General features: G+C 72.9%; 19 protein-coding genes. 12 read left to right on the forward strand and 7 right to left on the reverse strand.

The genetic code is table 11. The features are described from left to right. The first annotated feature begins 167 nt into the window (after nt 1–167). Entirely contained in the window at nt 168–1,937 is a 1,770-nt protein-coding gene (locus ACZ470_RS17160) for a beta-ketoacyl-[acyl-carrier-protein] synthase family protein (RefSeq protein ID WP_468427958.1), read from the forward strand. Nucleotides 1,938–2,300: 363 nt separating this feature from the next. Here the strand turns inward: ACZ470_RS17160 and ku are convergent, their stop codons facing one another. After that, nucleotides 2,301–3,314 (reverse strand): non-homologous end joining protein Ku, encoded by a 1,014-nt coding sequence (ku, locus tag ACZ470_RS17165; RefSeq protein WP_468427960.1) that lies wholly within the window; start codon nt 3,312–3,314, stop codon nt 2,301–2,303. A gap of 73 nt (nt 3,315–3,387) precedes the next feature. On the opposite strand from ku, the gene ligD reads away from it, so the two are divergent. After that, a complete protein-coding gene (gene ligD, locus ACZ470_RS17170; protein WP_468427962.1) occupies nt 3,388–4,269 on the forward strand; it encodes a non-homologous end-joining DNA ligase in 882 nt (293 codons plus the stop codon). A 20-nt stretch (nt 4,270–4,289) separates the two neighbouring features. On the opposite strand, the gene ACZ470_RS17175 is transcribed toward ligD, so the two are convergent. Then, a complete protein-coding gene (locus ACZ470_RS17175) occupies nt 4,290–5,093 on the reverse strand; it encodes an NERD domain-containing protein (RefSeq protein ID WP_468427964.1) in 804 nt (267 codons plus the stop codon). A gap of 100 nt (nt 5,094–5,193) precedes the next feature. Here ACZ470_RS17175 and ACZ470_RS17180 point away from each other — a divergent pair, with 100 nt between their 5' ends. From ACZ470_RS17180 to ACZ470_RS17220, 9 genes are all read left to right on the forward strand, one after another. Then, the gene (locus ACZ470_RS17180; protein ID WP_468427966.1) at nt 5,194–5,700 is read left to right on the forward strand and encodes a protein-tyrosine phosphatase family protein; all 507 of its coding nucleotides are present in this window, start codon (nt 5,194–5,196) and stop codon (nt 5,698–5,700) included. 117 nt (nt 5,701–5,817) lie between these two features. Further along, a complete protein-coding gene (locus tag ACZ470_RS17185; RefSeq protein WP_468427968.1) occupies nt 5,818–6,459 on the forward strand; it encodes an SH3 domain-containing protein in 642 nt (213 codons plus the stop codon). A 43-nt stretch (nt 6,460–6,502) separates the two neighbouring features. Beyond that, entirely contained in the window at nt 6,503–7,864 is a 1,362-nt protein-coding gene (locus ACZ470_RS17190; RefSeq protein ID WP_468427970.1) for an FtsW/RodA/SpoVE family cell cycle protein, read from the forward strand. 28 nt (nt 7,865–7,892) lie between these two features. Continuing rightward, complete coding sequence (locus tag ACZ470_RS17195; protein WP_468427971.1) at nt 7,893–9,350, forward strand: penicillin-binding transpeptidase domain-containing protein; 1,458 nt, start codon at nt 7,893–7,895, stop codon at nt 9,348–9,350. Nucleotides 9,351–9,416: 66 nt separating this feature from the next. Continuing rightward, complete coding sequence (locus ACZ470_RS17200) at nt 9,417–9,920, forward strand: DUF3291 domain-containing protein (protein ID WP_468427973.1); 504 nt, start codon at nt 9,417–9,419, stop codon at nt 9,918–9,920. A 136-nt stretch (nt 9,921–10,056) separates the two neighbouring features. Then, nucleotides 10,057–10,995 (forward strand): AurF N-oxygenase family protein, encoded by a 939-nt coding sequence (locus ACZ470_RS17205; RefSeq protein WP_468427975.1) that lies wholly within the window; start codon nt 10,057–10,059, stop codon nt 10,993–10,995. 214 nt (nt 10,996–11,209) lie between these two features. Further along, nucleotides 11,210–11,863, forward strand: coding sequence for a TetR/AcrR family transcriptional regulator (locus ACZ470_RS17210; RefSeq protein ID WP_468427977.1), 654 nt, complete (start codon nt 11,210–11,212; stop codon nt 11,861–11,863). Nucleotides 11,864–11,891: 28 nt separating this feature from the next. Next, nucleotides 11,892–12,206: a hypothetical protein gene (locus ACZ470_RS17215; protein WP_468427978.1), complete on the forward strand. Its 315-nt coding sequence runs from the start codon at nt 11,892–11,894 to the stop codon at nt 12,204–12,206. Nucleotides 12,207–12,309: 103 nt separating this feature from the next. Continuing rightward, entirely contained in the window at nt 12,310–13,467 is a 1,158-nt protein-coding gene (locus ACZ470_RS17220) for a C40 family peptidase (RefSeq protein ID WP_468427980.1), read from the forward strand. On the opposite strand, the gene ACZ470_RS17225 is transcribed toward ACZ470_RS17220, so the two are convergent. Genes ACZ470_RS17225 through ACZ470_RS17245 form a run of 5 tightly spaced genes read right to left on the reverse strand, consistent with a single transcriptional unit; the run spans nt 13,434 to nt 19,302 of the window. Next, the gene (locus ACZ470_RS17225; RefSeq protein ID WP_468427982.1) at nt 13,434–14,693 is read right to left on the reverse strand and encodes a styrene monooxygenase/indole monooxygenase family protein; all 1,260 of its coding nucleotides are present in this window, start codon (nt 14,691–14,693) and stop codon (nt 13,434–13,436) included. The genes ACZ470_RS17220 and ACZ470_RS17225 overlap by 34 nt on opposite strands. A 20-nt stretch (nt 14,694–14,713) precedes the next feature. Continuing rightward, nucleotides 14,714–15,352 carry a GTP-binding protein gene (locus ACZ470_RS17230; RefSeq protein WP_468427984.1) on the reverse strand — a complete coding sequence of 213 codons (639 nt, stop codon included), beginning with the start codon at nt 15,350–15,352 and terminating at the stop codon, nt 14,714–14,716. Then, nucleotides 15,333–15,764, reverse strand: coding sequence for a DUF742 domain-containing protein (locus tag ACZ470_RS17235; RefSeq protein ID WP_468427985.1), 432 nt, complete (start codon nt 15,762–15,764; stop codon nt 15,333–15,335). Before ACZ470_RS17235 ends, ACZ470_RS17230 begins: the two co-directional genes overlap by 20 nt. Further along, nucleotides 15,761–16,264 (reverse strand): roadblock/LC7 domain-containing protein, encoded by a 504-nt coding sequence (locus ACZ470_RS17240; protein WP_468427987.1) that lies wholly within the window; start codon nt 16,262–16,264, stop codon nt 15,761–15,763. The genes ACZ470_RS17235 and ACZ470_RS17240 overlap by 4 nt, the downstream gene beginning before the upstream one ends. Then, complete coding sequence (locus ACZ470_RS17245) at nt 16,261–19,302, reverse strand: sensor histidine kinase (RefSeq protein ID WP_468427989.1); 3,042 nt, start codon at nt 19,300–19,302, stop codon at nt 16,261–16,263. Before ACZ470_RS17245 ends, ACZ470_RS17240 begins: the two co-directional genes overlap by 4 nt. Before the next feature lie 395 nt (nt 19,303–19,697). On the opposite strand from ACZ470_RS17245, the gene ACZ470_RS17250 reads away from it, so the two are divergent. Beyond that, nucleotides 19,698–20,492: a protein phosphatase 2C domain-containing protein gene (locus tag ACZ470_RS17250; protein WP_468427991.1), complete on the forward strand. Its 795-nt coding sequence runs from the start codon at nt 19,698–19,700 to the stop codon at nt 20,490–20,492. The last annotated feature ends 310 nt before the right edge of the window (nt 20,493–20,802 follow it).

Genomic DNA, 20,802 nt, shown 5'->3' on the forward strand with positions numbered 1-20,802 from the left:
CGGCTACCGTGGCGACGAGTTACCGGGTGTGTCTCGCGTCACCCACCTGGTAGAACGTGGCAAATCGGACATGCCCGCGATTCAGCAATGGTGGGTTCGCACTTCGTACAGAACACTCGTAACCGCCCCCAGTACGACAGTTCGGACCAAAGAGAGCATGCGCGGCCATGACCCACTCCCCCGAAACGCCTGAAGTACCCATACGCCCGTACGCGGTTACCGCCGCCGAGGTCGTCCCCGGAGATCTGCTCGCCCTGTCCCACGACGACGCGGCGCGGTACCGGTGGCATGTCGTGACGCACACACTGCCCGAGGGCCCGGAGGTGATCCGGGTCACCCTGCGGCCGCCGCTCGGCGGGGTGGACCACGAGGAAGTGCTGCGCCGCGAGCAGCGGGTGACCGTCGCCGGGCGGCGGATGGACGTGGCCGCGGTCCCGCTGGTGAGTTCTCCCGCGCTCGACGAGGTGGAGTTCCGGGACGGGGACCGGTTGCACACGCTGCGCGCCGTCGACCCGCGGGCCGACGAGGTGACGTACGTCCGCCGCTGGGGTGCCTGGCACCCCGAGGACGAGGGCGCGACCGAGCAGGCGTCCGACGCCGACGTGCGCCGGTGGGCCGCCGAGGCCGACGGTGCGGGTGACGTCGTACGTCATGAACCGCGCCCCGTGCGGGCGGCGGAGGCGGCCGGGGCGCGACGAGTGGTCGTCACCGGGCTCGGTGCGGTCACCCCGCTCGGCCTCGGCGCGGGAGAGCTGTGGCAGGGGCTGCTCGAAGGGCGGCACGGCATACGGGAGTTGGCGGACGAGGAGTTCGACGGGCTGCCGGTGCGGATCGCCGGAACCGTGCCGGTGGACCCGGCCGGGCTGCTGCCCCGGCAGGCGGCGCGACGGATGAACCGGGCCGCGCAGTTCGCCGTGCTGGCGGCACGGGAGGCGTGGGCCGACGCGGGGTACGCGGAGGGCGGTACGCGCGAGAGCGGGCTCGACCCGGAACGGGTCGGGGTGAGCCTCGGCGCCATCCTCGGGGACGCGTCGGTGCTGGTCGGCGGGGACCGCAAGCTGCGCGACAAGGGGCCGCGGGGTGTGTCACCGCTCACCACGCCGATGACCGTGCCCTCGCAGGCGGCCTCGCAGGTCTCGCTCGACCTGCACATCACCGGTGAGGCACGCACCGTGACCAGCGCGTGCGCCTCCGGCACCGAGGCGATCGGGCAGGCCGTCGACCGCATCCGGTACGGGCGGGTCGACGTCGCCCTCGCGGGCGGTGCCGAGGCGGTCGTCACGCCGGCGATCATGGCGTCGTTCGCGGCGATGCGGGCGCTGGCGGAGGGGGACCCGTCCGCGGGCTCGCCCTCGCACCCGTTCGCCAAGGACCGCGACGGGTTCGTCAACGGGGAGGGGGCGGGGGTGCTCGTCCTGGAGTCCGAGGAGCACGCGCGCGCCCGTGGGGCCCGTATCTACTGCGAGGCCGCCGGATGGGGGCTGTCCGCCGACGCCCACCACGTGGCGGCGCCGGATCCGTCGGGCGACGGCATCGCGCTCGCGCTGCGGCGGGCCGTGCGGGACGCGGGTGGCCAGGTGGCGGACGTCGTCCACGTCAACGCGCACGCCACCGCCACGGTCGACGGCGATCTCGCGGAGGCGCGGGCGCTGCGGGGGGTGCTCGGGGGGCGTGCGGTGCCGGTGACGGCGCTGAAGGGGCATCTGGGGCACCTTCAGGGGGCCGCGGGTGGCGTGGAGGCGGTCGCGGCGGTGCTCACGCTGCACCACAGGGTGGTGCCGCCGACCGTCGGGTGCGGGGAGGTCGACGACGCGATCGATCTGGATGTGGTGCGGGGGGAGCCGCGGGTGCTGCCGGACGCGGGGGATCTGGTGCTGAGCAACTCGTTCGGGTTCGGGGGGCACAACGCGGTGCTGGCGCTGAGGCGCGTCGCGTAGGCGGTGGGGCGCCCAGGGCCGGTGGGTGGGGCGGGGCCGGGTCGGGGGTGTCCGTCCTCGGACTGGCGCGATTGGGTCACTCGAAGAGGTGCGGGGCGCGGACGCGCCAGCCGCTGCGGGCGGCCACCCCCGCCCCGTCCCCTCCGCGCCGTCGGCGGCAATCGGCCGCCTGAGGTGCGGCCCCTGCGCCCGCCCTCCGCGGTCCGCCGCGTCCACCGCGGGCAGCCGTCTGCCGCCTCTCCGCGGGCAGTCCTGCCGCTGGGGCGATGGGGGTACCTCCCGCTCTCGCGAAGCCGAGAGTGGGGGAGGCACCCCGCAAGCGCCGGGCAGCGCGACCAACCCCCGGCCCGCACCAACGCGGGGTCAAGCGGAACGCTTCCGGGACGTGGTCTTCTTCGCCGTCGTCTTCTTCGCGGGCGTCTTCTTCGCCGTGCTCTTCGTCGTCTTCTTCTCCGGCTGGGTCGTCTTCGAGGTCGACTTCCTGGCCGACGAGGCCGTCTTCTTCTTCGCCGTCGACGTCGACTTCTTGCCGCCGGTCTCCTTGGGGGTCGAGCGGGACGTCTTGCGCTGCGGCAGGCTCTTGACCTCGGCCTCCTCGCCACGGGACTCACGGGCCGCGCGGACGCTGTTCTCCAGGGCCGCCATCAGGTCCAGGACCTTGCCGCCGCCCCGCTCCGGGGCGGGAGCCTCCGGCGGGGCCTCGCCGGAGGCCTTCGCGGCGATGACCTCCTCCACCGCCTCGCGGTACTCGTCGTGCAGGTCCTCCAGGTCGACCTCGCCGAGGGTGTCCATCAGGGCGTCCGCGAGGTCCAGCTCCTGGTCCCGTACGGTGACGCTGGTGTCGGGCGCGACCCCCTCGGGGGCGCGGACCTCGTCCGGCCAGAGCAGGCCGTGCATGGCGATCGCGTCGCCGACCACCCGGAGCATGCCCAGGCGCTCCTTGCCGCGCAGCGCGAACTTGGCGATGGCCACCTTGTTGCTCCGCTTCAACGCCTCCCGCAGCAGCGTGTACGGCTTGGCCGCCGGCGCCCCGCCCGCCGCGAGGTAGTACGCCGCGTCCATCTGGAGCGGGTCGATCCGGTCCTCGGGGACGAAGGCGACGATCTCGATCGTCCGGGCGGTGGGGATCGGCAGCTGGGACAGGTCCTCGTCGGTGATCGGGATGATCGTGCCGTCCGCGTCCTCGTACCCCTTGCCGATCTCCTGGCCGGTGACCTCGCGGTCCTCCAGCTCGCAGAACTTGCGGTACCGGATCCGGCCGCCGTCCTCCGTGTGGATCTGGCGGAAGGAGATCGAGTGGTTCTCGGTGGCGTTCACGAGCTTGATCGGGATGCTGACCAGGCCGAAAGAGATCGCGCCGTTCCAAATGGATCTCACGTGCAGCACCTTTCCGGTCGTCTGCCGATCACTGTCGGGGTGTTTGTCACGCTTTGCGTGGGAGTCTCATCGTATGGCGCCTATCACTGAGGTGGAGGGGCGACGGCTCGCGCTCAGCAATCTGGAGAAGGTGCTGTATCCCGCCACCGGGTTCACCAAGGCGGAGGTACTGCACTACTACGCGACCGTCGCCGACGTGCTGCTTCCCCATCTGCGGGAGCGGCCGGTGTCCTTCCTGCGGTACCCGGACGGGCCCGACGGCCAGGTGTTCTTCACCAAGAACGTGCCACCGGGTACGCCCGAGTGGGTCACCACCGCCGAGGTGCCGAGGACCGAGGGACCGGCCCGGATGGTGCTGGTGCAGGATCTGCCGAGCCTGATGTGGGCGGCGAATCTCGTCGCCGAGTTCCACACCCACCAGTGGCTGATCGACGCGCCGGGGCAGGCCGACCGGATCGTGTTCGACCTGGACCCCGGGGCGCCGGCGACGATCGTGCACTGCTGCGAGGTCGCGGTGTGGCTGCGGGAACGGCTGGCGGCGGACGGGATCGAGGCGTACGCCAAGACCTCCGGGTCGAAGGGGCTGCATCTGCTGGCGGCGGTCCGGGGCTCCTCGTCCGATCAGGTGTCGGAGTACGCCAAGACGCTCGCCGTGGAGGCGGAGAAGGCCATGCCGGGTCTGGTGCTGCACCGGATGACCCGGAGTCTCAGGCCCGGGAAGGTCTTCGTCGACTGGAGCCAGAACGCGGCCCGCAAGACCACGGCCACCCCGTACACGCTGCGGGCACGGGCCGAGCCGCTGGTGTCGGCGCCGGTGACCTGGGACGAGGTCGAGGAGTGCCGGGCGCCGGAGCGGATGGTGTTCCGGGCGCCGGACATCGGGCCGCGCGTGCAGGACTACGGCGATCTGCTGGCGCCGCTGCTGGACCGGGGGCACGCGGGCCCGCTGCCGTGAGTCGCCTCAGGGACGGCCGCTCACAGCCGCGCCCAGGTGTTCCGGTCCCGGGCCGTCGCGTGCAGGGCCTCCACGTCGGCGGGTTTCAGCACGCCGCCCAGCCGGGCCAGGACCGCCACGTCCCCGTCGGTCAGGACGCGCACCTCGCGGGGCGGGACGTGGACGGTCACGTCGGAGGCGCCGACGAGGACCAGCACGGGGTGGACCTCGGCCGTGAGGGCGTGGGAGGCGCGGTCGGCGTCGGCGCGGACGCGGCGCAGCAGGGGGAGCGCCTCCTGGCGGCCCAGGGCGACCCGGGGGTCGGCGACCGTCACCCGCTGCCGGTGGGCGTACAGGGTGTGGACGGCGTACAGGCCGCCGGGGCCGATCAGCAGGTGGTGGACGCGGTCGCCCCCGGGGAGCGGGATCGAGTGCAGCGCGTACCAGCCCGCGCCTTCCAGGTGGTCCAGGGCGCCGCCCACCGTCTGTTCCGCCGTGAGCGCCCTGCGGCGCGGGTCGGGGCGGAACCGGCGGGGCGGGGCCGGGTCGCGGTCGAGGGCGACGATCAGTGCCTCACCGGGGCGGTTCGGCGCGAGGTCGTCGTCGGGGTGCAGGGAGAGACGTGCCAGCTCGGCGGGGGTGGGGACCGGGGGCGGGCCGACCGAGACCTGGCCGGTGAGGAAGGGGCGCAGCGCGGTGAGCACGTCCTCCTCCTGGTCCTGGGCCAGCAGGTTCACCCGGGCCGTCTCACGGTCGTACCAGGCGAGGTTCCTGCCGTCCGGGAGGCAGACGTACAGCCTTTCCCCGCCGTGCCGGTAGGTCGGTATGACGCGCAGTCCGTTCATGCACCATCACCCCATGTCCATGGGAACAGGCGGGGTGCTCCAGGGGCAAGAAGCCGGTTACCTTTGAGAGGAGTTGGGCGGTCAGGGTGGGGAGGCGCCGTTGCGTACCCGCAGGAAGCAACCCGACGTACCGGCTCCGGACAGTCCGTGGAACGAGATCCTGCCCGGTCTGTGGATGGGCGGGCACGAGTTCCGGGGCCTGGCCGGGCAGCTGGAGTTCGCCGTGGTGAACGGGCAGTTCGATCTTGTGCAGACGCTGCTGCGGCTGCCCGGGCACGGGCCGGACCCCGGGGTCGAGCACCATGTGTGGCCCATCCCCGACGGGCCGCTGGACGGGACACAGCTCGCGGGTGTGATCCGGCTCGCCGAGGCGGCGTGCGAGGCGCTGGAGGACGGCCGTACGGTCCTCGTGCGCTGTTACCACGGGTACAACCGTTCGGGTCTGGTGGTCGCGCACGCGCTGATGCGGCAGGGCAGGACCGCCGAGGCGGCGATCCGGCTGATCCGCTCCCGCCGCTCGTCCTGGGCCCTGCACAACGACCTCTTCGTGGACTACCTCCGGGCGGGGCTGCCCACGGCACGGCTGCTGGAGGAGCTGACGGAGTAGGCGGGTCGGGTGGCGCCGTCCCCGATGGCGCAGCAGGGCGGGCGGGCGCGGAGGGCCGCTCCTAGTGTGGCGATGAGTCACCTTCGACCCGTTTTCCCCGTATGTGGAGGTACCCCCATGTCCCTGCGTCCCCCACGTCCCCGGCTCGCCCGCCGACTGCCCATAGCTCTCGCCGCCGGGGCCCTCGCGGTCGCGACCGCCGTCACCCCCGCCGTCGCCGCCGACGACCCGAACCAGGGCGGCGACCAGGGGAACTGGAGCCAGCAGGGCGGCGGCAATCAGCAAGGAGGCAACGGCGACCAGCAAGGTGGCGCCGGAAACCAGCAAGGTGGCCACTCCGACCAGCAGGGCGGCAACGGCGACCAGCAGGGTGGTGCCGGAAACCAGCAGGGTGGCAACGGCGACCAGCAAGGTGGCGTCGGAAACCAGCAGGGCGGCCACTCCGACCAGCAGGGTGGGAACGCCAACCAGCAGGGCGGCAACGGCGACTTTGGCAACCAGGCCGGGGGCGACCACGGCAACCAGGGCCAGTACAAGGGTGTCGTCACGACGGGGTCGCTGGCCCTGCGCAGCGCCCCGAACCGGGGTTCGCAGATCATCCGGTACGCCCACAAGGGCGATGTCGTCTCGATCTTCTGCAAGGTCCCCGGCGACAAGGTGGACCACAACCCCCTCTGGTACCTCCTCACGGACGGCACCTGGGCCTGGGGCCCGGCCGCCCACATCGACAACATCGGTCCCGCGCCACGCTGGTGCTGATGAGCGAAGCACGCAAGGCGCCCTATTCGGTTAAGTTCCGGACATGAGCAAGGCCGGCATCACCCTGGCGACGGCGGATCCGCCGGCGTCCACCGTCCGCCGCTCCGGGCGCCGGGGCGTCGAACTCGCCCTGATCGTCCTGGCGGTCCTGCTGTCGGTGTACGGATACTGCGCCGTCGGCCTCGCCAGGAACGGCACCGTCCCGCCCGGCGCCGCCGGTTACGGCGCCGGGCTCGGTGTGCTCGCGCTGGTCGCCCATCTGGCGGTGCGCTGGCGCGCCCCGGGCTCCGACCCGGTGCTGCTCCCCATCGGGGTGCTGCTCAACGGCCTCGGCCTGGTGCTGATCTACCGGCTCGACCTGGAGACACCCGGAGACCCGGCGGCCCCGACCCAACTGGTCTGGTCGACGCTGGGCGTGGCGCTGTTCATCGGGGTCGTCCTGGTGCTGCGCGACCACCGGGTGCTCCAGCGCTACACCTACGTCTGTGTCACCGTCGCGCTCGTGCTGCTGACGGTCCCGATCCTCTTCCCGGCGGTGAACGGGGCCCGGATCTGGATCCGGGTCGCCGGATTCTCCATTCAGCCCGGCGAGTTCGCGAAGGTGCTGCTGGCGGTCTTCTTCGCCGCGTACCTCGCCGCGAACCGCAGTGCCCTCACCTACGCCGGCCGACGCGTCTGGGGGCTGCAAGTGCCCACCGGGCGGGTGCTCGGCCCGATCGTCGCCGTCTGGCTGGTCAGTGTGGGCGTGCTGGTGCTGGAGCGGGACCTCGGCACCTCGCTGCTGTTCTTCGGCCTGTTCGTGGTCCTGCTGTACGTCGCCACCGGCCGCACCGGCTGGATCGCCGTCGGCCTGCTGCTGGCCTCGCTGGGGGCGGTGGCCGTGGGCCGGCTGGAACCGCATGTGCACCACCGGATCGAGACCTGGCTGCACCCGTTCGCCTCCATCGAGGCGGGCGAGGGCCCGAACCAGCTGGCCCAGTCCCTGTTCGCCTTCGCGGAGGGCGGCACGCTCGGCACCGGGCTGGGGCTCGGGCACTCCGTGCTCATCGGTTTCGCGGTCAAGTCCGACTTCATCCTGGCGACGGCCGGCGAGGAGCTGGGCCTGGCCGGGCTCTCCGCGATCTTCCTGCTCTACGGGCTGCTGGTGGAGCGCGGCTACCGGGCGGGCCTCGCCCTGCGCGACCCGTTCGGCCGGCTGCTCGCCGTGGGCCTCGCCTCGCTCGTGGCGCTCCAGGTGTTCGTGATCGCGGGCGGGGTGACCGGGCTGATCCCGCTGACCGGGATGGCGATGCCGTTCCTGGCGCAGGGCGGCTCGTCGGTGGTGACCAACTGGGCGATCGTGGCGCTGCTGGTGCGGCTGAGCGACTCCGCGCGGCGGCAGGGCGGCGGGAGTGCCGTCCGGTGACCCGGTGGAGCGGCGGAGGTGCGCCCCGGTGACCCGGCACATCCGGCACGCCGCCCTGTTCTGCGCCCTGCTGCTGGTGGCCCTGCTGGTGAACGCCGCCCGCGTCCAGATCCTGTACGCCGACACCTACGCCGGCAACCCTGCCAACCGCCGGGACGCCTTCGCCCGCTACCAGCAGCCGCGCGGCGACATCCTGGTCGGGGACCGGCCGGTCACCGGCTCCCGCGACACCGGAGAGCATCTGCGCTACGAACGGACGTACCGCGACGGGCCGTTGTACGCCCCGGTGACCGGCTTCGCCTCGCAGGAGTACGGCACGACACTGCTGGAGCACACGGAGGACGGGCTGCTGTCCGGCGCCTCCCCGGTGCTGGCGCCGCTGCCGCTGTGGAACGAGTTCACGCGCTCCCGCAACGCCGGCGGCGATGTGGTGACGACGATCGACCCGGCGGCGCAGCGCGCGGCCTACGAGGGGCTGCGCTCGCGGAAGGGGGCCGTGGCGGCGGTGGAGCCGTCGACCGGGAGGATCCTGGCGCTGGTGTCGGTCCCGTCGTACGACCCGGCGCTGCTGTCCGGGAACGGCGGGACCGCGCGGGACGCCTGGGCGCGGTTGAACGCCGATCCGGACCGGCCGATGCTGAACCGGGCGGTGCAGCGGACGTATCCGCCGGGTTCGACGTTCAAGGTGGTCACCGCGGCGGCCGCGCTCGACGCGGGTGTGGTGAGGGACCTGGACGAGCCGACCGACTCCCCCGACCCGTACACCCTGCCGGGGACGCGGACCCGGCTGGTCAACGGGTCCAAGGGGTGCGAGGACGCCTCGATGCGGAAGGCGTTCGTGCGGTCCTGCAACACGGTGTTCGCCGGGCTGGGGGTGGCGACGGGCGTGGACGGGATGAGGGCCGCGGCGGAGAGCTTCGGGTTCAACGACACGGACGTACGGATCCCGTTCCGGGTGGCGCGCAGCACCTTCGACAGCACCGTGGACCGGGCGCAGCTCGCGCTGTCGTCGATCGGGCAGTACAACACGCGGGCGACACCGCTCCAGATGGCGATGGTGGCGGCGGCCGTCGCGGGCGGCGGGCAGGTGCGGGAGCCGTATCTGGTGGAACGGACCACGCGGGCGGGGGGCGGCACGGTGTCGACGGCCGGTTCTCGTCCGGTGCGGCGGGCCATGTATCCGGCGACGGCGATCCGGCTGCGGGAGCTGATGCGGGGCGTGGTGGAGGACGGCACCGGAAAGAAGGCGGCGATCCCCGGCGCCGTCGTCGGCGGCAAGACCGGCACCGCCCAGCACGGCCTGGGCAACTCCGGCACGCCGTACGCCTGGTTCATCTCCTGGGCGCAGGGCGGTACGGACATGGAGGCGAAGGTGGCGGTCGCGGTGGTGGTCGAGGACGCGGCGGCGAACCGGCGGGAGATCAGCGGGGGCGGGACGGCGGCGCCGATCGCGCGGGCGGTGATGGAGGCGGTGCTGAAGTCGTAGGCGGGTCGGCCCACTTGGTGAGACAGGGGTGCCGGAGCGCCGGATTCCCGACCTAACGTTCGGTACATGACCGAGACCGCGTACGAACTCGCCCAGGTGAACATCGCCCGACTCAAGGCCCCGCTGGACTCCCCGCAGTTGAAGGACTTCGTCGCCGGCCTCGACCCGGTGAACGCGGACGCCGACGCCGCCGCCGGCTTCGTCTGGCGCCTCCAGAGCGAGGAGGGCGACGCGACGGACATCCCCGTCTTCGGCGACTCCTGGCTGATCATCAACATGTCGGTGTGGCGGGACGCCGACGCGCTGACGGCGTACATGTACCAGGGCCGTCACCGGGAGATGCTGGCCCGGCGGAGGGAGTGGTTCGAGCGCGTCGAGGAGGCGATGGCGACCCTGTGGTGGGTCCCGTCCGGCCATCGCCCGACGGTCGCGGAAGCCGAGTCCCGCCTCCTCCATCTGCGCACCCACGGCCCGACGCCGTACGCCTTCACCCTGCGCACGTCGTTCCCGCCGGGCGGCGCGGAGCCCTTGATAGGCGAGGTGCCGGAGGGGCTGGGCTGCTCGGCCTAGTCGGCGCCGGGGCGGGCGCGTCCGGTGGGCCGGTCGTCAACAACTCGCGCGCGGGGGATTGACGGGCTTGCTGACAGGCAGTCTCATAAGTGGGTGAACCGCCGGTAACCCGAGACGCCCATGAGGTGGAACCGTCATGACGACCCTGTCGGAAGCCGACGCGCTCGATGGCCTGCGGGACGCGCTCGGGCTGCTCAAGGACCGGGAGCAGGTGGCCCAACGGCTGCTCGACTCCTCCGCGAAGCACTCCTTCGACCCGGACAAGGAGCTCGACTGGGAGGCGTCCTTCGAGGAGGGCAAGTGGTTCTGGCCGCCGGAGCTGGTGTCGCTGTACGACACCCCGATGTGGCGGCGGATGAGCGAGGAGCAGCGCATCCTGCTCTCCCAGCACGAGGCGGCGGCCCTCGCCTCCCTCGGCATCTGGTTCGAGGTGATCCTGATGCAGCTGCTGGTACGGCACATCTACGACAAGGCCGCCACCAGCGCGCACGTGCGGTACGCGCTGACCGAGATCGAGGACGAGTGCCGGCACTCCAAGATGTTCGCCCGGCTGATCACCCGCGGCGGCACCCCCTGGTACCCGGTGAGCCGGGTCCACCAGAACCTCGGCCGGCTGTTCAAGACCATCTCCACCACGCCCGGCTCCTTCACGGCGACCCTGCTCGGCGAGGAGGTCCTCGACTGGATGCAGCGGCTGACCTTCCCGGACGAGCGGGTCCAGCCGCTGATCCGGGGCGTCACGCGCATCCATGTCGTGGAGGAGGCACGGCATGTGCGCTACGCCCGTGAGGAGCTGCGGCGCCAGATGGTGACCGCGCCGAAGTGGTCCCAGGAGTTCACCCGCGTCACCTCGGGAGAGTTCGCCCGGGTGTTCTCGGTGGCCTTCGTGAACCCCGAGGTGTACACGAACGTCGGCCTGGACAAGCGGGAGGCCGTCGCCCAGGTCAGGGCGAGCACCCACCGCCGGGACGTGATGCAGCAGGGGTCGAAGCGACTCACCGACTTCCTGGACGACATCGGCGTGCTGCGCGGGGTCGGACGGAAGCTCTGGAAGTCGTCGGGGCTGCTCGCGTGACCGGTCCCCGGACACAGCGGCCGCATCACGCCACCACGCCTCACCCCCGCACCCCCACCACCCGAAGCGGCTCCCGCCACGCGGCGGAGCCGCACATCGAACACAGCCTGGACGACATCGGCGTGCTGCGCGGGGTCGGACGGAAGCTCTGGAAGTCGTCGGGGCCGTCGGCGTAGCCGGGCGGGTGGTGTGGGCGGGCGGTTACGCTGCGGGCATGACCCCGCAGGCCCCCACGCCCGCCTACCGGCGGCTCAGTGTCGAGGAACGCCGCAGCCAGCTGCTCGAGGCCGCGCTGTCCCTCTTCGCCCACCGCGCCCCGGAGGACGTGTCCCTGGACGACGTGGCGGAGGCGGCCGGCGTGTCACGGCCGCTGGTCTACCGGTACTTCCCGGGCGGCAAGCAGCAGCTGTACGAGGCGGCCCTCAGGTCCGCCGCCGACGAGCTGCGGCACTGCTTCGACGAGCCGCACGAGGGCCCGCTGCTGCCCCGGCTGTCCCGGGCCCTCGACCGCTACCTCGCGTTCGTCGACCATCACGACACCGGGTTCAGCGCGCTGCTCCAGGGCGGCAGCGTGGTGGAGACCTCCCGTACGACCGCCCTCGTGGACGGGGTGCGCCGGGCCGCCGCCGAGCACATCCTCAGCCATCTCGGGGTGGCCGAGCCCGGGCCCCGGCTGCGGATGACCATCCGGATGTGGATCACCGCCGTGGAGGCGGCCTCGCTGATCTGGCTCGACGAGGAGAAGCAGCCGCCCCTGGACGAGCTGCGGGAGTGGCTCGTGGAACAGTTCGTGGCACTGCTCGCGGTGACCGCGCGGCGCGACGCGCAGACCGAGGCGCTGGTCGCGGCGCTGGCCATGGACCTCTGACGGCCGGCGCATCACTGACACTGGTGGCGTGAAGAGCGAAGACACCCCGTTCGAGGGCGGGCCCATGGACGGGCGCGTGCTGCCCGTGCTCCTGGGCATCACCGGGCATCCGCCGAAGACGTACCGCATCCCCGTCCCGGCCCCGGACGGCGGCCCGCCCACCGTGCTGGTCTACCGGCGGGTGCCCCGGGCGCAGAGCGCGCGGACCGGGCTGACGCGGGGCTGGAAGTACCTGTACGACCCCACGGGGCAGGCCGGCGGCGGCCTCAAGTGGCCGTGGTCGAAGCCCTCGCCCGATCCAGACGCCACGCCGAAGGGCAAGCCGGACGACGCCGACGGGTGACGGGGTTGCGCCGAACCGCGCACACTCGGCGAGCGGACCCCGCGGACCCGCCTGATGCTCGCGATGCGGAGCGGACGAGCCGCCCGCGGTCGGAGGTGATGGCGTGTCAGGAAAGCTTCTGCGTCTGGTGTGTACGGCGGCGCTGGCGGCCGGGGCCGTCCTGGCGCCCGTGCCCGCGGCGGCCGTTCCCGAACCGGGCGGCGGCAGCGGCGAGCGCTCCGTCGCCGAGCTGCTGACGGAGCTTCAGACCCTGTACCGGGAGGCCGAGAAGGCCACCGAGACCTACAACGCCACCGAGGAACGGCTGAAGAGGCAGCGGGCCGAGACCGAGCGGCTGGACCGGGCCCTCGCCCGCACCCGGCACTCGCTGCGCGACAGCCGGGGCGCGGCCGGCCGGCTGGCCCGGCAGCAGTACCAGAGCGTCACCGACATCTCCCCCTACGTACGGCTGCTGCTCGCGCGCGATCCGCAGCGCGCCCTCGAACAGGGGCATGTGATCGGGCAGTTGGCGCGGGAGCGGGCCGAGACGGTGGGGCGGCTGACCGGGGACGAGAAGGAGGCCGCCGAGCTGGCCCGCCGGGCCCGCAAGGCCCTCGCCACGCAGCTCGCCCTCACCGAGCGGCGCGGGAAGCAGCGGGACGAGGTCCGTGAGCGGCTCCGCTCGGTCGAGGGGCTGCTCGCCTCGCTCACCGCCGAACAGCTCGCCGCGCTGGCCGCGCTGGAACGGGCCAACGTGGCCGAGGCGCAGGAGGAGTTGGTGTCCTCCGGGGCGCTGGGCAGCGGCGGCGCGCCGTCGGCGGCGGGCGAACGGGCCGTGCGTTACGCCGTGGAACAGCTCGGGAAGCCGTACGAGTGGGGTGCGGAGGGGCCGGCCACGTACGACTGCTCGGGGCTGACCTCCGAGGCCTGGGACGCCGCCGGGACGCCGATCCCCCGGACCAGCCAGGAGCAGTGGGCGCTGCTGGAGCGGGTGCCGCTGACGGAGCTGCGGCCGGGGGACCTCGTCGTCTACTTCCCGGAGGCCACGCACGTCGCCCTGTACCTCGGCGACGGCATGGTGGTGCAGGCTCCCCGCCCCGGCGCGCGGATCAAGGTCTCCCCCGTCGCGGCCAACCCGGTCCTGGGCGCCGTACGCCCCGACCCGGCCGGGGAGCCCGTGCGGCGGTATGTGCCGCCGGAGCTCCCCGAGGGGGCGACGGACGGGTCCGACGAGGGGTACGCGGCCGGTTACGCGCCGGCGCCCGAGACCTCCGCCAGGTAGGCGCCCGTCTTCTCCGGCTCGTAGAAGAAGTTCTCGAAGTCGGCCGGGTCGTTGAAGCCGTTGGCGAAGCGGTCGGCGACCGGCTGGAGCTGTCCGGCGGCGCCGATCAGGTTGAGGACGTGCTCCGGCGGCGGCGCGAGCATCGCGTTCGTCCACTTGGTGACGTGCTGGGCCGTCTCCCAGTAGCGGTCGAAGGTCGCCTGCATCCAGGACTCGTCGAACTCCTTCTCGCCGTGCTCGAGGATCGAGGCCAGGTAGGAGGCGGCGCACTTGGAGGCGGAGTTGGAGCCCTGGCCGGTGATCGGGTCGTTGGCGACGACCACGTCGGCCACGCCGAGGACCAGTCCGCCGCCGGGCAGCCGGCCGATCGGGTTGCGGACGGTGGGGGCGTAACGGCCGGCGAGGGTGCCGCCGGCGTCGGTCAGCTCGACCTTGGTGGCCCGCGCGTACTCCCAGGGGAGGAACTTCTCCATGAGTTCCAGGGTCAGGGAGAGGTGTTCCGCCGGGTCCTTGACGTCCTTGAAGGCGTCCAGCGGGCCGCCGGGTATGCCCTCCCAGAACAGGATGTCGGCGCGGCCCGAGGTGGTGAACGTCGGCATGATGAACATCTCGCCGACGCCGGGGACCAGGTTGCAGCGGACCGCCTCCATGTCCGGGTGCTCCGGACGCGGGCCGAGGCCGTGGACGTAGGCGACCGCGAGGGCGCGCTGCGGCTCGCTGTAGGGGGACCTCTCGGCGTCGCGGCCGAACATCTGCACGAGCTCGCCCTTGCCCGCCGAGACGAGCACGAGGTCGTACGTGCGGGAGAAGTAGTCCAGGTCGCCGACGGCCGCGCCGTGGATGACCAGCTGGCCGCCGCGCTGGGCGAAGGTCTCCATCCAGCCGGCCATCTTCACCCGCTGGTCGACCGACTGCGCGAACCCGTCGAGCCTGCCCACCCAGTCGATCGCGCGCTGCGAGGGGCCCGGGTCGAAGGAGCCGGGGGCCGCGACCGAGACGCCGAGTCCCTCGATCTTCGGGGCCTGGGACTCCCAGAAGTTCAGCTGGAGATCGCGCTCGTGCTGGAGGGCGGTGTGGAACATGCACTGCGTCGACATCACCCGTCCGGTGCGGATCTCGTCCGCGGTCCGGTTGGACATCAGGGTGACCTCGTACCCGTGCGACTGGAGGCCGAGGGCGAGCTGGAGGCCGGACTGGCCGGCCCCGACGACGAGTATCTTCCGCATACGGGGGAGCTCCTAAGGGACTACTCGGGGGTTTCGTCGAGCGCGTGGCCCACCAGGGCCAGGAGGGTCTCGATCACGGAGATCCGGCGGCGCGCATCCATGATCATGACAGGTATGTGCGGCGGTATCGTCAGCGCCTCCCGCACGTCCTCCGGCTCGAAGCGCTCACTGCCGTCGAAGTGGTTGACCGCGACGACGTACGGCAGTCCGCAGCTCTCGAAGTAGTCCAGCGCCGGCCAGCAGTCCTTCAGACGGCGTGTGTCGGCCAGCACGACGGCGCCGATCGCGCCGCGCACCAGGTCGTCCCACATGAACCAGAACCGCTGCTGACCGGGTGTGCCGAAGACGTAGAGCACCAGGTCGTCGTCGAGCGTGATGCGGCCGAAGTCCATGGCCACGGTGGTGGTCAGCTTGTCCGGCGTGCCGGTGAGGTCGTCGTGCTCCTCACTGGCCTGGGTCATCAGCGCCTCGGTCTCCAGGGGCGTGATCTCCGAGACGGTGGTGACCAGCGTGGTCTTGCCGACGCCGAAGCCGCCCGCCACGACTATTTTCGTGGCGATCGGCGCGCGGGTGCGGTCGGTCTGCCAGGGCAGCAGGGGCTCGTCGTCCTCGACGAGCGGGGAGACGCCGTGAGCGGCGTCAGAGACGACGGAGTCCACTCAGCACCCTTTCCAGCAGCGCGCGGTCCGGGCGGCCCGTGCCGTGGCCGGTTCCCGTTCCGTAGACACGGATCTTTCCCTGGTCCGCGAGGTCGCTCAGGAGTACGCGGACCACGCCGAGCGGCATCTTCAGCAGCGCGGCGATCTCGGCCACCGTACGCATACGGCGGCACAGTTCGACGATGGCCCGCATCTCCGGCATCACGCGGGAGGTGAGACCACCGTTCGTCAGTTCCTTGCGCTCCTCGGCGGCTTCCAGCGCGGCGGTGCCGGCGGTGGCGCCGACGAACGTCTCGACGAGCAGGACGTGACCGAACCGGGTACGGCCGCCGGTGAGCGAGTACGGGCGGACCCGGGCGGGTTTGCGGTCACCGCCGCGGACCGGGAGGTTCTTCCTGGACCTGGCGCTCATCGGCGACTCCCGGTGGACTCGTTCTCCAGGGACTGGCGCAGCTCGCTGCGGAGTTCGGGGGTCAGGACATGGCCGGCCCGGCCGACGAACAGCGCCATGTGGTACGCCACCACGCTCATGTCGCAGTCCGCGGCGCCGTGCACGCCGAGCAGCGAGCCGTCGCTGATGGACATCACGAACAGGCTGCCCTCGTCCATCGCCACCATCGTGTGCTTGACCGGACCGAAGTCGATCAGCTTCGAGGCGCCGACGGTGAGGCTGCCGATGCCGGAGACGACGGTGGCCAGGTCGGCGGCGGAGCCACGGGGGCCGGTGCGCTTCGCGCCGCGTGCCTCGCGGGCCTCGTCGTTCCGGCTGTCGTCGGAGGAGAGCAGGAGCAGGCCGTCGGAGGAGACCACGGCGACGGAGAGGATGCCGGGCACCTCCTCGACGAGGTTGCTCAACAGCCAGTGCAGGTTGCGGGCCTCACTGCTCAGTCCGACAGTACTGGGCGCGGTCAACTGCTTGCCTCCTCGACTGTGCCCCCCGTGGTCTCTTCGGTTGTGGCATCCGGGCCGGACGGCGCCCGGTGGTCACCGGTCCGTTCGGCGAGCTCCGCCTCGACGTCCCGGCGCCCGGCGTCCGCCCCCTGGCGGAAACCGCCGAGCCGACGCCGCAGGGCCTCGGCGTCCACGGACCCGGTACGCGGTCGCGGTGCCTCGGTGGGCGCCGTGATCTTCGGTGTGCGCTTGGGCAGCCCCTTGGCGGTGACCTGCTCCTCGTCGTCCCCGTCGGCCACCCGGGCGTGCTCGGTCCCGGCGTCCCCGGCGTCCTGGCGTACGAGGGCCTCGGCGGTCGCGGCGTCCTGGTGTACGAGGGCCTCGGCGGTCGCGGCGTCCTGGCTTACGGCGTCGGCGTCCTCGTCGACCGGCTGCGGGGCTGCGGCGGTGGTCCCGGTGTCGGGTCCGTCCACGTGGCCCGCACCCGGGCGGGCGGTCTCGGCCCCGGCGGGCCCGGCTTCGTCGCCCGTTCCGTGGTCCCGGGCGGCTTCCGGCGCGGGCGCCGGGGCGGCCGGCTGTACCGGGATGAGCAGCTCCATCGTGACTTCGGCGGGGCGCTCGGGCGGCACGTCCGTCCGCTCCGCGGAGTCGTCCGCGCCGTCCGGCCCGGCCTCGGCGGGGGCCGCCTCCTCCGACGCGTCCTCGGGGTGCGGCGCCGGCTCCTCGGGCCCGCCCGACGCGGACGTGTCCGCGGCGTCCCGCGTCGGGGACTCCGGCGCGGCGTCCGGTGTCCCGGCACCGGACGCGTCCCGGTGGCGTACGGCCTTCTCCGCCAGGGCGACCAGGGGGTCGCCCGTCTCCGTGCGGCCGTGGAGGACGTTGGAGTTGGCCTCCGCGTCGGCGCCCGGCAGGGAGTACGTGGGCGTGCCGCCGGCGACGGAGGCGGGGACCGCGCCGGGGGTGGCGGGGGCCAGGAGTCCCTCGGGGAGGACGACGACCGCGGCGATGCCGCCCTGCTTCTGCTCGCGCAGCTGGACCCGCACCCCGTGCCGGTGGGCGAGCCGGGCCACGACGTACAGGCCGAGGCCGAGACCGTCCTCGCCCTCCGCGTCGTACGTGGCGTCCGGGTCGACGTCGGTCAGCCGGGCGTTGATCCGCTCCAGCCGCTCCCCCGTCATGCCGATGCCCTCGTCCTGCACGGAGAGCATGACCTCGCCGTTCTCCAGCAGCCAGCCGGAGACCTCGACGGGCATGTCGGGCGGGGAGAACGAGGTGGCGTTCTCCATGAGCTCGGCCAGCAGATGGGACAGGTCGTCCGCGGCGAACCCGGCGATGTGCGCGTGCGGCGGCAGCGCGGCGATCCGCACCCGCTCGTACCGCTCGATCTCGCTGACCGCGGCCCGTACGACGTCCACGAGCGGGACCGGACCCGCCGTCTGCCGGCCGTGCTCGGTCCCGGCGAGGACGAGGAGGTTCTCGCTGTGCCGGCGCATCACCGTGGCGAAGTGGTCGAGCTTGAACAGGGTGGCCAGCCGGTCCGGGTCGTCCTCCCGCTCCTCCAGGCCCTCGATGACGCCGAGCTGACGCTCCACCAGTCCGAGGGTGCGCAGGGCGAGGTTGACGAACGTGCCGCCGATGCCGGCGCGCAGCCGCTCCAGATGCGCCGCCGACTCGGCAAGCTCGGTGCGCAGTTCCTCGCGGGCGTCGGCCATCTTCTGCCGCTGGCCCACCAGATGCTTGCGATCGGCCTCCAGCGTGGCGATCCGCTCGGCGAGGGCGGCGGCGCGCGCGTGGAGGGCGTTGACGGAGCGGACGACCTGCGCGAACTCGTCGTTCCGGCCGGTGAAGGTGACCGGCTCCTGGGCGGCGGGGTCCTCCGCCTCGGCGAGGCGGGCGGAACCCCGGCGCAGCACGGACAGCGGACGCGTGAGCGTGCGGGCCATCGCGGTGGCGACACCGATCGCGAGCAGCATCAGCGCGCCGAGGACGGCGATGCGGATCTCCAGCGCGGTGACGTCGTCGTCGCGCAGCTGGGCGAGGTCCTTGGTGCGCTTGTCGAAGAGCGCGGACTCCACGCCGCGCATCGTCTCGACCCGCGCGGTGAGCGCCGCCTGGAGCTTCTTGACGCTGGTGTCGAGTTCGTCGTCGGTGAGCGTGGGCTCGTCGGTGAGCCGCGCCAGGTACTTCTCGGCGGTCTCGACCTCGGGGCCGGTGACCGTGGAGTCGTAGGAGGCGCGGGCGGCCTTGGGCGCGGTGTCGCGGAAGTCGGCGAGGGCCGCGTCGGAGCGCAGCCTGGCCTGGAGCGCGGCGGCGGTCAGGGCGTCGCGCCGCTTGGCGTCGGCGTCGGTGGAGCCGGTGGTGGTGGAGGGCAGGCCGGTGATCGGGTCGATCACGGTCTGCGTGGTGGCCGGCACGTTCAGCGCGGCGAGCAGGAGTCCGCGGGTGGCGGCGGCCTGCTGGACGGCGGAGTCCAGCTCGGTGAGCGCGTGGGCGCCGGAGGGCGCGCGGGGCGGTGTCCGCTCCGCCAGCTGTTCGGCGAGCCGGTGCAGCTGGGTGATGGCGGTGGAGTACGCCTGGTGCGCTTCGAGAGCGCTGCTCTTGCCCGTGAGCGCCGCCCGGCGCACGGCGGCGACGGCGTCGAGGCCGTCGCGCAGCTCCGCCGGGATGTCGGTGTCGGCGCGCAGCTCCTCGACCTGCCGGTCGACGCGGGCGCTGTGCTCCTCGGTGGGCGCCTTGGACTTGTCGCGGCCGGCCGCGATGTAGGGGACGACCTCGTCGCGCTCGTCGGCGAGGGAGTGCGCCAGGGTGAGGGCGTCCTGGGTCTGCTCGGCGAGCGTCACCAGCTCCTGCGAGTCGCCGAGCTGCCCGGAGGCCGCGACCACGGAGGGGGCACCGGCGGCGGCGATCGCGGCGGCCACGACGGCCACGGCGACGATGAGCCGGTTGCGTACATGGGTGGGGCGGCCCCTGCCGACGGTGGGCGTCTGCTCAGCGTCCCCCGTGGGGGCCGTCTGCTTGCCTGTGCGACGAGGCCGCGACTTCTGCACCGGTGCTCGCATTCCTGACTCGTGTACCCGTGGGTCCGGGTGACGCTCCGTCAACGGGTGCGGGCGTTCACCCCGAGCTCCTGACCGTGCTCGGACAGCGAGGCGCCCCCATCGCTCCCCGACCCTCCCAGTGACCGCGGACAGTGGATGCGCATCACCTGACCCGCCACTCGAAGGAGTGAACCCCGGAGGTGAGTTGGGGGGCAAGTTCCGTTGCCTCGGACAGCGGCCTTGCGCGGCACGCCGGTTGGACGTCTGCGGCGGGCGGTGGCAATATTCGCCGCCACGTCTTCCCGGAGCGCTGCATTCCCACCCAAACCAGGCGCCTGACCTGCGGGACCGCGGGGATTCGGCGACCGGCGAGGGCCTTTGGCGACCCTTGTGAAGGGCTCGTGCAGACTGGCCGGATGCGTACTGAGCTTGTTTCCGAGCCCGGTGATCCCGGCCGCCCCAACGAGGACTTCGCGAGCGTCGGACTTCCCGCCTCCGGACAGGGCGGTTCGCTCGTGGTGCTGGACGGGGTCACTCCGCCGCGGGACGGGGGCGGCTGTCTGCATTCGGTGCCCTGGTTCACCGCCCGGCTCGGCGGCGCGCTGACCGAACTGACCGTTTCCCTCCCGGATGTTCCGCTGGCCGAGCTGCTCTCCCGGGCCCTCGCGCGTACCGCCGGGAGCCACGCGGCAACCTGTGACCTTTCTCACCCTCGTACGCCTCAGGCAACGGTGGCGCTGGCCCGCTGGTCACCGGCCTCGGTCGAGTACCTGGTGCTGTCCGACGCGGCGCTTCTCGTCGAGGCCCCGGACGGCTCGGTCACCGCGCTGCTGGACGACCGGCTGGACCGCCTGCCCCGCTCCGCCCTGGCCACGCACGCCCTGGTGGACGCCACGCTGCGCAACAAGGAGGGCGGCTTCTTCACGGCGGCGGCCGATCCCTCGGTGGCGTCCCGCGCGGTCACCGGTTCCCTGCCGCGCGACGAGGTGCGCACGCTGGCCGCGCTGACGGACGGGGCGACGCGCTGGGTGGAGAGGTTCCACGAGGGCGACTGGACGGACTGCCTCACCCTGGTCCGCGAGGAGGGGGCACGCTCCCTGGTGAACCGGGTACGGGCACTGGAACGGGCGGACGCGGACCGGGTACCGCCACGCCGTGGCAAGACACACGACGACGCGACGGTGATCTACGCGGAGCTGTCACCCCGTTAGGGGACGGGCGCCGGTGCCGGCGGGCAGGACGGTACCCCGAACGGCGCCGTCGCCTGCCGGCCCCGGCCACGCCCGGCGTCTCGCGAGGGGGACCCTCGCCCGACCACCCGCCATACGGAACGGCCCGGCCCACGGAAAGCAGCCAAGCACGGCAGGCCACCGCGCACGGGAGGCCACCGCCTGCGAGGCCGCCGCGCGCGGGAGACCAGCGCCGCCCAGGGGCCACCACACCCAGGAGGTCACCGCACGGGAGGCCGCCGCGCGCGAGGTCGCCACATGCGGCAGACCACCCCCCCCCAGGAGCCACCAC

The organism is Streptomyces sp. NPDC031111 (assembly GCF_055570675.1).

What these genes read in the sequence shown, in the direction of transcription:
- ACZ470_RS17210 (WP_468427977.1), top strand. Translation starts at nt 11,210, where the DNA reads ATGACCCCGCAGGCCCCCACGCCCGCCTACCGGCGGCTCAGTGTCGAG.
- ACZ470_RS17160 (WP_468427958.1), top strand. Translation starts at nt 168, where the DNA reads ATGACCCACTCCCCCGAAACGCCTGAAGTACCCATACGCCCGTACGCG.
- ACZ470_RS17245 (WP_468427989.1), bottom strand. Translation starts at nt 19,302, where the DNA reads ATGCGAGCACCGGTGCAGAAGTCGCGGCCTCGTCGCACAGGCAAGCAG.
- ACZ470_RS17205 (WP_468427975.1), top strand. Translation starts at nt 10,057, where the DNA reads ATGACGACCCTGTCGGAAGCCGACGCGCTCGATGGCCTGCGGGACGCG.
- ACZ470_RS17225 (WP_468427982.1), bottom strand. Translation starts at nt 14,693, where the DNA reads ATGCGGAAGATACTCGTCGTCGGGGCCGGCCAGTCCGGCCTCCAGCTC.
- ACZ470_RS17235 (WP_468427985.1), bottom strand. Translation starts at nt 15,764, where the DNA reads ATGAGCGCCAGGTCCAGGAAGAACCTCCCGGTCCGCGGCGGTGACCGC.
- ACZ470_RS17250 (WP_468427991.1), top strand. Translation starts at nt 19,698, where the DNA reads ATGCGTACTGAGCTTGTTTCCGAGCCCGGTGATCCCGGCCGCCCCAAC.
- ligD (WP_468427962.1), top strand. Translation starts at nt 3,388, where the DNA reads ATGGCGCCTATCACTGAGGTGGAGGGGCGACGGCTCGCGCTCAGCAAT.
- ACZ470_RS17190 (WP_468427970.1), top strand. Translation starts at nt 6,503, where the DNA reads ATGAGCAAGGCCGGCATCACCCTGGCGACGGCGGATCCGCCGGCGTCC.
- ACZ470_RS17185 (WP_468427968.1), top strand. Translation starts at nt 5,818, where the DNA reads ATGTCCCTGCGTCCCCCACGTCCCCGGCTCGCCCGCCGACTGCCCATA.
- ACZ470_RS17175 (WP_468427964.1), bottom strand. Translation starts at nt 5,093, where the DNA reads ATGAACGGACTGCGCGTCATACCGACCTACCGGCACGGCGGGGAAAGG.
- ACZ470_RS17200 (WP_468427973.1), top strand. Translation starts at nt 9,417, where the DNA reads ATGACCGAGACCGCGTACGAACTCGCCCAGGTGAACATCGCCCGACTC.